The sequence below is a fragment of the candidate division WOR-3 bacterium genome, assembly GCA_016926475.1.
Taxonomy (GTDB): domain Bacteria; phylum SDB-A; class SDB-A; order SDB-A; family SDB-A; genus JAFGIG01.
Window position 1 is genome coordinate 62863 of record JAFGON010000057.1, and the last position, 9548, is coordinate 72410.

The window sequence follows — 9548 nt, forward strand, 5'->3', positions numbered from 1 at the left end:
TTTCTATTTTCCTCGATGAATGTTATTCGTGTATTAAAAAATTAATATTTTTCTCTTAATTTCGATATGATTATCGAAAGAAAATACAAGGATGAGGCTAAAATTGTAATAGTCGCTCCGGAAGGGGTATCGGTGTAATAAGACAAAAAGAGACCTCCGGTCATTGTGATGACAGAAAACAACACGGAAATGAATATAACCGGCTTGTAATTTCTCGAAACGAGGACAGCAAAACTACCCGGAAGTATTACCAGAGCTGAGACAAGGATTATTCCAATTATCTTGATTGAAAGAACAATGACAAAAGCGAGCGCCACTAAAAGGGAGTAATTCAGCAACTCGGTTTTAACACCGCTTATTCGAGCGGATTCTTCGTCGAAAGAGAGGTATATTATTTTTTTCAGGAATAATATTGAAAAAGGGACTATGATAAGGTCAGCCAGGGCGAACGAAAAGGCGTCTTTCCAGGAAACCGACAAAATGTTTCCAAAAAGATAACCCGATAAATCGAAAGAATACCCTTTTTTCAGAGATACGAAAACAGCTCCGATCGCCATAGACAAAGAAAAAAATATACCGACACTTGTGTTGACGCTTATTTTAGCGCTTTTGGATATTTTCCCAATTATCACAGCGGTCAATAGACAAAAGACCAAAGCGGAAATAAAAGGGTCGATACCGAAAAATATACCGACAGCAACCCCTCCAAAGGCTGCGTGCGAAATTCCCACGCCGAGAAAAGAAAGTTTTTTTGAATATATAAAAAACGAAATAACGCCGAAGAGAATTCCGGACAACACTGCAGTCAAAAGAGAAATTTTAAAAAACGGGTAATTAAGAATTTCTGGCATTGTTCTTCCTGCATGTCAGGCACTGTTCGTCGTGTATGAGTATGCTGACCTTCGCCCCTAAAAATTTCTTTAGATTTTCATCTGCCAGACAACCTTCAAGTTTGCCGTGAAAATGCATTTTTTTGCTCAGACAAGCTATTTTATCTATGTAAAATGAAACCGCGCCAATGTCATGGCTTACTATAAAAATAGTCAATTGCCTGCTCTCTCTCAATTCTACGAGAAGCTTGTAAAAAGATTCCTGCGACACAGTGTCCAATCCAGTTGAAGGTTCATCCAGCACTAAAATTTTTGGTTCAAAAGCGAGAGCTCTAGCTATCAAAACCCTCTGCTTCTGACCTCCGGAAAGTTCGCCAAAGCGCGCCGACATTTGATCTTTCATTCCGACAATTTGAAGACTCTCTTCTATTAAACTCTTGTCCCTCTTTGTTAGTTTTTCAAAAACATTTTTTTTCGCGTATCTTGAAAGCGATACCACATCCTTAGCGCTCAATGGGAAACCAGGTTCATAGCGTGAAAGCTGCGGAACATAACCGAAAAAACCTTCTTTTCTGCTCTCATCCGGCGTTTTCCCGAAAACTTTTACAAAACCCTCGCAAGGTTTGATTATGCCCATCATGGTCCGGAGCAGGGTCGTCTTTCCAGCACCGTTAGGTCCGACAACGGCTATTATTTCACCTTCGGCTACATCCATGTAGATGTTTTCGAGTACGATGTTATCCCTGAATTTCACTGTCACTCTGTCAAACAAGACCGATTTTTCGTTCATCTTCTGAGCTCTTGGGTTAAATCGAAAATGTTTTTTTTCATGTTTGAAAGGTATGTCGACCTTTCGGGATCTTCTGGGTTCCCGAGAGGATCCAAAACAACCAGAACCGCACCTGCGTTACGGGCAAGGTTTTCTGCTTTTGTCCTGTCGGTGTTCGCATCAACCACTATTACCCTGACATCGTTCTCATTAGCAAAGTCAATTATTCTTTTAATTTCACCAGCGGATAGTTCGTCTCCATGCCCGCTTTCGACCGGCAAAGGTTTTTTTAAGCCTTGTTCCATAGCAATATAATCCCAGGCTGGATGCCATTGAATAAAACACGAACTGTCTAGTTCGTAAAACCTCTCGAAAGACCACTTTTCAAGAGAATCGAGGTCTAAATTAAACTTCTTATAATTCAATTCATAGTAATCTTCTGATTCCGGCCTGATTTCAGAGACGGCACATTTCACAGCTTCGGCTATCAACCTCGCATTTTTCAAAGATAACCACAAGTGTGGGTTGTCTTTTGTCAGACCTCCGTTGGCGTATAAAAAAGAATCCAAAAAAATAATTTTAGTATTTTCCCCCGCGTATTCAACCATCCAGCCGTCGAATTCTTCTGAAACGCAAAACAGAATGTCTGCCTCAAATATCTTTATGGCGTCCGACGGTTTTGGTTCGAAAACATGAGGATTGGAACCCGGTTTGACAAGAAATTCCGCTTGGCCTGAATCTCCCAATATCGTCTGTGATATTTGAGAAATCGGAAAAATCGAAGACACGAGGATAAAATCGCTTTCAATGCTGTTTTCCCCGGTTCGGCAACCTACAAACAAAACGCTAACGAGAAAAATTGCGCTTAATTTTCGAAAGATTTCGTGTTTTGCATTCATCACAAACTCCTTTTAAAACCAGCAGAACATACTCCGTGGAAAAATGCGCGTCTTTCTTAACCTTCTTTATTAAACCTTGGAGAGACGGTTTTTCATATTTCCGCATTTTATTGCATATTTCGCAGGATATATAACACATATTTTTTTGCTCGATGAAATAATACCTTTTTGCTCTGTCTTCACTCGGATATACTCCTATCGTGCCTTTTTTTTCAAGTTTTTTGAGGTTTCTGTATATCGTTGCGAGATCTGGTTTTTTATGACATTTACATCTTATTTCAGAAGCCATTAGAGGTATTTTTGATCTCCTCAGTATTTTTTCAATTGATAAAATATTATCCATGCGATCTAATTCTCTCCGGTTTATTAGAACCAATACAAGTTATATACGCCATAGTAAATGCAAATTATTTGCATGTATTTTAAACTAAACGTTGTTTTTTGTCAACATGTTAAGTAAAATCATGAAAAATGAACAGGAGGAAGAATGTTTCGATACCCTGAAAAATTTTATTCAGATGTACGCTTGGAAGAAGTCTCGGAGACAAAAATATTAATCAAAAACGGAACCACCGAAGACTTTAAAAAGCGCTCGTACAAAGCTGCTTTTATCCGATTATACAACGGAGCCAATTGGTTTTACAGCTCCACCGACGACGTGAACTTGGTGCAGAACGAGCTTGCTTCACTCGCTCAAATAGCACATGGAATATCGGAAAGGCCTGACACAGCAAAAATTGAAAAATACAACTGCAAATCGGAAAAAAATATTGGAGAATTTTTTCTTTTCAAAGAAAAAGACGTCTCGCAGGTAGAACCACGTCACAAGGAGAACCTGCTGAAAACTTACTGCGACATAATCTCAGGAAACAGCTACGTCAAAAATTCAAGCGGTCTTTATCAAGACAAAAGGACAACAAAAACCTTTCTTTCAAGCTCCGGAAGCGAAATAGTCTTCGACCTTCAGAACTGCGGAGTAAAACTTGCATTTACTTTGACCAAAGACGACAGAATACTGACCGAGACTTTTACAAAAAACGCACCTTTTTGGGAATCCATATCCGCCACGGATTTTGAACTCCAAAATTTTCTCATAAAGTGCGAAAACTACGTCGAAAATGTCAAGCCTGTCAAATCAGGAACTTATAAGATAATTTTATCCCCATTTGCCGCTGGAATTTTTGCACACGAAAGTTTCGGCCATAAGAGCGAGTCTGATTTCATGCTCGGAGACAAGGAAATGGCAAAAGAATGGCAGATGGGGAAAAAAGTAGGCTCGGATATACTGTCCATCGTAGATGACGGAAACATACATGAAGCGGGTTTTACGCCTTTTGACGATGAAGGAACAAAGGCCAAAAAAACTTTTTTGATAAGAGACGGCGTATTGTCGGGGCGGTTACACAACGTCGAGACCGCTTTGGAGTTGGACGAGAATCCGACCGGAAACGCTCGATCGATTTCATATATGTTCGAACCGATTGTCAGGATGACCAACACGTTTATTTTGCCCGGAAAAACGCCAAAATCAGATCTTTTTAAAAACTCCGGCGAAGCCATTTTAATTGATACGGTCAAACACGGTTCAGGGCTGTCTACATTCACTTTAGCCCCAAACAGAAGCTATTTGGTCAAAAACGGCGAAATAACCGAACCGGTGAATATTTCTGTGATTACAGGAAATGTCTTTGAAACTCTTTCGCTCGTGGAAGACCTCTCTGAAGAATTTTCGATTTACTCTCCTACAGGAGGGGGCTGCGGAAAAGGAGACCAATACCCTCTTGAAGTTTCTTTCGGAGGCCCTTACACGACCATAAGCAAGATGAACGTGCAATAAACGGAGGAAAAATGATCTTTGAAAAAATAACAGAAAAGCAAAATGCTTTCAGCGTTAAAATCCAGCAGTCAGAGATTTCCGGCGTAAAAAAAACAAACGACACCAAAACCGGAATGAGGGTATACGATGCGGGTAGGCTTGGAATATACGGGGAAATTGGCGCTAACAGAGACGAAGAGAAGTTGAAAAAGCGTGCGGTTGAAGCGCTGGATATCGCCATAGACTATCCTTTCGAACCCGCTTCCGAAATTGAAGAAACATGGCAATTTACTGGGGAAAACCTCTCGGACATGGATTTTATTGAAGGTATAAAAAGTCTGCTTGAAAAGCTGAAAAACAAACACCCGAAATTCACATTTTCAAATTCGATCTCCACCTACACATTTTCGAATGAAATGTCAAACGAACGAGGTCTCAAACTTCATTACAAAGACGAACTTTACGCCAGCATTTTGTTTTTCAAGGAAAAATGCTCGTCCAACATACTCGACGGCTATTCAGGATACATAGGAAGGACTTTTAACCCAACGGAAATGTTGAGAATAACCGACATTCTATGCTCGAATTATCTCGTAAACGCAGACATCAAACTACCCGATAAATATCCTGTTGTGTTCCTGTCTTCGGACATTTCCGAATTTTCTTTTTTTTCTCATCATTTGAACGGACTCAATATCGGAACGAAGACTTCATCAATTTCTTCAAAGATAAAAGAGAAGCTATTCAATGAAAAGTTCACTTTACTTCAGACAAAAGACCCCAACTTCACCTATTCGGTTTTTTTTGACTCGGAAGGAACGGTCAACCCAAATTATGAAACACCTCTCGTAGAAAAAGGAGTGTTTCTGAAACCTTACACAGACAAGAGAACTTCGGCGAGGTTCGGATTTGAAAACACCGGTTCGGCGAATTTTCAATACGACGGAGCCCCTCTCCTCGCTACACCACCATTCAGAGCTCTTCCAACCGATAAAAATTTAAAAGATATCATCGGAGATGAAAAAGCCATTTTCGTGTACATCAAATCCGGAGGAGATTTCACCCCAGACGGTTTTTACGCTTCTCCAGTGCAGTTAGCTTACCTTTTTGAAAACGGACAAATCAAGGGAAAACTCCCTCAAATTCAGATAAAATCAAACGCTTTTGATATGTTTGGAAATTCTTTTCTCGGAGTCTCTGAAGAAAAATTTTCCGCTTTAGGTTCAGAAAATTTTTTTGTCGCAGAGATGGACGTCTTCGAGTTATAACAAGGTGATTTAACCGCCTGAAAAAACATATATGACAGCATTTACGGCTTTTACAATGAATTGTTATTGTCTAGCATAAGCACAATTTTTGAAACTTTACGAATCAGGAGAAAAACAATAAAATAATTTGTGACTTTCAAGGGGGTGTTGTGAAAGCTTTGTCTTGCTTTTCAATAAATCCAGACCCTTACAAAGCAGGAATTGAAATAGCGGAAAGTGTCGCTTCTATATCACCTGAAATTCTATTCCTGTTCCCTACAATTCACTACGACGGATCCACTGAAATGGCAGAAGCGATATACGACGTGATACAAAACGAAGATATGGTTTTAATAGGAAACACCGGCGAAGGCTTTTATGAAAAGAATAAAGTTTCGAACTCCGGCGTATCGGCGCTTGCGTTAAATTCATCGGGTAAAATCAAGTATTATTTTTCAAAGTGCAAAGGAGTGGGTTCTGATCCTCTAAATGCATCCATGGAATGCACAAAAAAAGTCAACGAAAAATGTGATTTTTCAAAACCGGTCCTGTATTTCATGGCTTCAGACTTCAGAACTGACGCCGAATTGATCATAAAAGGAATCGCGCAGAACATAAAAGAGCCTCTTATCGGAGGTCTTGCCGGGGATGATAATTCATTTTTAAAATCCTGGATTTATTTGCAAAGAGAAGTTTTGGAGGACACTTTGGTTGTTTTGGCTTTAAATGGAGATTTCAATTTCGAAATACGGACAGCTCATGAACTACAACCTATAGGCTCTATAGGAGTTGTAACACATGTGGAAGGCACGAAAATTCTCGGTATTTCAGATATACCTGCGATGGATTTTCTCGAAAGAGAAATGGGGAAAAAGATCAACTACGCGGATCAGGGGATCATCACTTTCAAGGTCATGGAAAACCCTCAGTCTCACGGTCACAAGATTAGATCGGTTCTGCTCCCTGAAGACGCCACACAGGACTCAAGCTTGAAGTTATTCAGCGCTGTCGAAACAGGCACATACGTCCAAGTCTGTTTAGCTCCTCCTGAGATGATGCTCAGGGATATTGAAGACATAGGCGAATCAATAAAAAATTTGACGTTCAAACCTAAAGCCGCGTTGTTGGTGAGTTGCGCCGGCAGAAAAAAAGTTTTAGCCAACGAAATTGAGCACGAGGTGAAAACAATCGCATCAAAATACCCATCCATAAATGCAATAGCCGGATACCCCTCCTTCGGTGAATTTGGAAGTGTTAAAAATCAAATGGGCTACACCAAGCCTCTTTTCCACAACATGACTTTTATTCTTCTTCTGCTGGGAGACAAAGAAAGTTGAAAAAAATTTTTACCAGCCTTTCACCGACCCCCCCAAAAGGGTTTAAGATTAAAGAACTCACAAAAAAAGAGCTTTTGGGCTATCAAGTCGCGGTTTTCGCCGATTCTTTGAAATCTTTTCTTGAAAATTACGAAATTTTCAAAAACAGGATCTGCGGAACAGTGTTGACATACGGAGAAAATTTCGGCTTTCACCAGATTACTCCTACACTCTGGAACCTAACGTTTCCAAAAAGCAGAAAAGATTTGATATACGACATAGCAAACAATGCCCTCGACATCATAGATGTAATAGAAAACTTATCCAAAGAAAACACCGTGTTGAAAATAGAAATACAGAGGGAAAACTTAAATCTCAAAAACTCCTGGAACAACTACAGCGAGACAATCGACAAACTCGGACTCAGAATAGAAGATTTAAGGCGCGAGATTGTCCAAAGGGAGAAAGCTGAAAGCGACCTCAAGCACAGAGTTGATTTTGAAAGCCTTACCTCGGAAACTACAGCCAAGCTTTTAAACTCAACCTCTTTTGATTCCCAAAACACTGTTAAAGACGTTTTGGAACAAATTGCCTTTTTCACAAAATCAATCAGTATATCAATTTTCGAAATTGAAAACAGAGAAATTACATTGTCTTTCTTATGGAAAAAAAATCAAGAAGATGATAACGAGCCAATCCCTGCAGCTTATCACAGTGATGAGGAAAACCTGTTTTTTTCAGCGATGAAAAATCTACAGATTGTGTTCGTGAGCGATAATTCAAAAAATGCTTTCTCCGTTTCAAACTCCGGTTTTTTCAAACTATTTGGAGAAAAAAATTCCATCCTTTCGATTCCGGTTGAAATTTCCGAAGAAGCGAAAGGGTTCATATGCTACGAAAGAGACAGTGAAAAAGGGCCACTAAAAGACGAGGACATTAAAATTTTAAAATTCTTGGGAGAGACAATTTTTGAATTCAAAGAGAAATGTAAATTCGAAGAGATGCTTAAAGACAGCGAAACTAGGTTCAGGAAAATAACCGAGATGCTCCCAGAGTCAATTATTGAAACCGACCAAACAGGCCTGATCAAATACGCAAACAAAAAATTTTTTGACCTTTTCGGATACGACGAAGAAGACCTGAAAAAGGGTATATATATTTTCGACCTCATAGACGATGATCAGAAAGAAGGCGCTATAAAGGAATTTTCAGAGAGGCTTATCACAAAAGACGTAACCCCATTTGAATACAAGGGAAAGAAAAAAGATTCAACTTATTTTCCAGGGGTTTTCAGCGGTTTTTTCGACAAGGACAAAAAATCCGGAATAGTTGTCAGGGGAATTATTTTAGACCTAACCCAAATAAAAAACGCCGAAGAAGAACGCCTAAAACTGAAAAAGATGGAATCCATCGGTCTTCTCGCGGGTGGAATTGCTCATGATTTCAACAATCTTCTGATGGGAATATTCGGCAACATCGAAATCGCGAAAATGATGATATCACCCGAAGACAAACCATTCGCTTTTCTAGAAACCGCAGAACAAGCGCTTCAAAACGCCAAAAGTTTGACAAAACAACTTCTGACCTTCTCCAAAGGGGGAGAACCTGTAAAAGAGACCCTTTCACTCGGTAAAATCGTTCTGGAAACGGCAGAATTTTCGATAAGAGGCAGCAACGTGAAGCTCGTTTCGCAAATCGAAGAAGACCTCTGGCAAGTGGAAGCCGATAAAAGCCAGATATGCCAAGTGATAAGCAATTTAACTATAAACGCTCAGCAATCAATGCCCGAAGGCGGAGAAATCCAGCTCTTAGTGAAAAATCAGGAAGAATCTGAAGGTAAAAAAGTCAAAATAGTAATAAAAGATTCCGGGATTGGTATAGCCAAAAACCATCTCGACAAAGTTTTCGATCCCTATTTCACGACCAAACAGCACGGCAGCGGACTCGGGCTGAGCATTTCACATTCAATCATAAGCAAACACGGCGGTTCTATACACATAATCTCAGATATCGGAAAAGGCACGACAGTGACTGTTTTGTTACCCGCTAAAGAAAACACAGAGACTAATTCAGAAATTTGGGAAAGACCCAGCGATGACAATTCAAACGAAAATCTCAGAATATTGATTTTGGAAGACGATGTATTTATAAAGAGCATAATAGAGTCGATGCTCAGATCCATGGGGCACCAAGCAGTGACAAAAAACGACGGTTTTGCTCTCATAGAAGAATATAAAAAATCAATAAACCAAAACACAGAGTTTGACATTTTGATCTGCGATTTGACAATACCTGGAAGTCTTGGTGGAAAAGAAGTTGCCCAGAGGATTTTGCAGACAGACCCCTTGGCAAAAATGATCGTCATGAGCGGTTACGCTACCGATCCAATAATGTCGAATTTCAGGTCCTACGGATTCAAAGCAAGACTTCCAAAACCTTTCAATTTTGAGGAATTGAAAAGATCAATTTTCCAAGCGATGCAAAATCCCGATCCAGAAACATAACTTTTTAAAACATATTTCCGGTTCAACACCAAAAAACAAGAAGCATTTTCAAAAACCATTGCCTATCCCATGGCTAATTTGGCGGTAAAAATTTTTCAAAAGTTTTTTTAATTATCATAGACCCGAACAAACCACCCATATTAATTGTATTTATATAATAAATTTAA

8 protein-coding genes are annotated in these 9548 nt (G+C 39.5%); 4 read left to right on the forward strand and 4 right to left on the reverse strand.

The features are described 5' to 3' along the window. Positions 1-41 precede the first annotated feature (41 nt). Genes JXA84_06070 through JXA84_06085 form a run of 4 tightly spaced genes read right to left on the reverse strand, consistent with a single transcriptional unit; the run spans position 42 to position 2841 of the window. Complete coding sequence (locus JXA84_06070; protein ID MBN1150769.1) at positions 42-851, reverse strand: metal ABC transporter permease; 810 nt, start codon at positions 849-851, stop codon at positions 42-44. Beyond that, the gene (locus JXA84_06075) at positions 835-1620 is read right to left on the reverse strand and encodes a metal ABC transporter ATP-binding protein (protein MBN1150770.1); all 786 of its coding nucleotides are present in this window, start codon (positions 1618-1620) and stop codon (positions 835-837) included. The genes JXA84_06070 and JXA84_06075 overlap by 17 nt, the downstream gene beginning before the upstream one ends. Further along, positions 1617-2498: a metal ABC transporter substrate-binding protein gene (locus JXA84_06080; protein MBN1150771.1), complete on the reverse strand. Its 882-nt coding sequence runs from the start codon at positions 2496-2498 to the stop codon at positions 1617-1619. Before JXA84_06080 ends, JXA84_06075 begins: the two co-directional genes overlap by 4 nt. Continuing rightward, positions 2446-2841 carry a transcriptional repressor gene (locus tag JXA84_06085; GenBank protein ID MBN1150772.1) on the reverse strand — a complete coding sequence of 132 codons (396 nt, stop codon included), beginning with the start codon at positions 2839-2841 and terminating at the stop codon, positions 2446-2448. Before JXA84_06085 ends, JXA84_06080 begins: the two co-directional genes overlap by 53 nt. A 144-nt stretch (positions 2842-2985) precedes the next feature. Here JXA84_06085 and JXA84_06090 point away from each other — a divergent pair, with 144 nt between their 5' ends. The 4 genes from JXA84_06090 to JXA84_06105 all read left to right on the forward strand — a co-directional run bounded on the left by JXA84_06090 (position 2986) and on the right by JXA84_06105 (position 9381). Further along, positions 2986-4335, forward strand: coding sequence for a TldD/PmbA family protein (locus JXA84_06090; protein ID MBN1150773.1), 1350 nt, complete (start codon positions 2986-2988; stop codon positions 4333-4335). An 11-nt stretch (positions 4336-4346) separates the two neighbouring features. Beyond that, positions 4347-5582 carry a hypothetical protein gene (locus JXA84_06095; GenBank protein ID MBN1150774.1) on the forward strand — a complete coding sequence of 412 codons (1236 nt, stop codon included), beginning with the start codon at positions 4347-4349 and terminating at the stop codon, positions 5580-5582. Positions 5583-5731: 149 nt separating this feature from the next. After that, positions 5732-6898 (forward strand): FIST C-terminal domain-containing protein, encoded by a 1167-nt coding sequence (locus JXA84_06100; protein MBN1150775.1) that lies wholly within the window; start codon positions 5732-5734, stop codon positions 6896-6898. Further along, on the forward strand, positions 6895-9381 hold the full coding sequence (locus JXA84_06105; protein ID MBN1150776.1) for a PAS domain S-box protein: 2487 nt from the start codon (positions 6895-6897) through the stop codon (positions 9379-9381). The genes JXA84_06100 and JXA84_06105 overlap by 4 nt, the downstream gene beginning before the upstream one ends. Positions 9382-9548 lie beyond the last annotated feature (167 nt).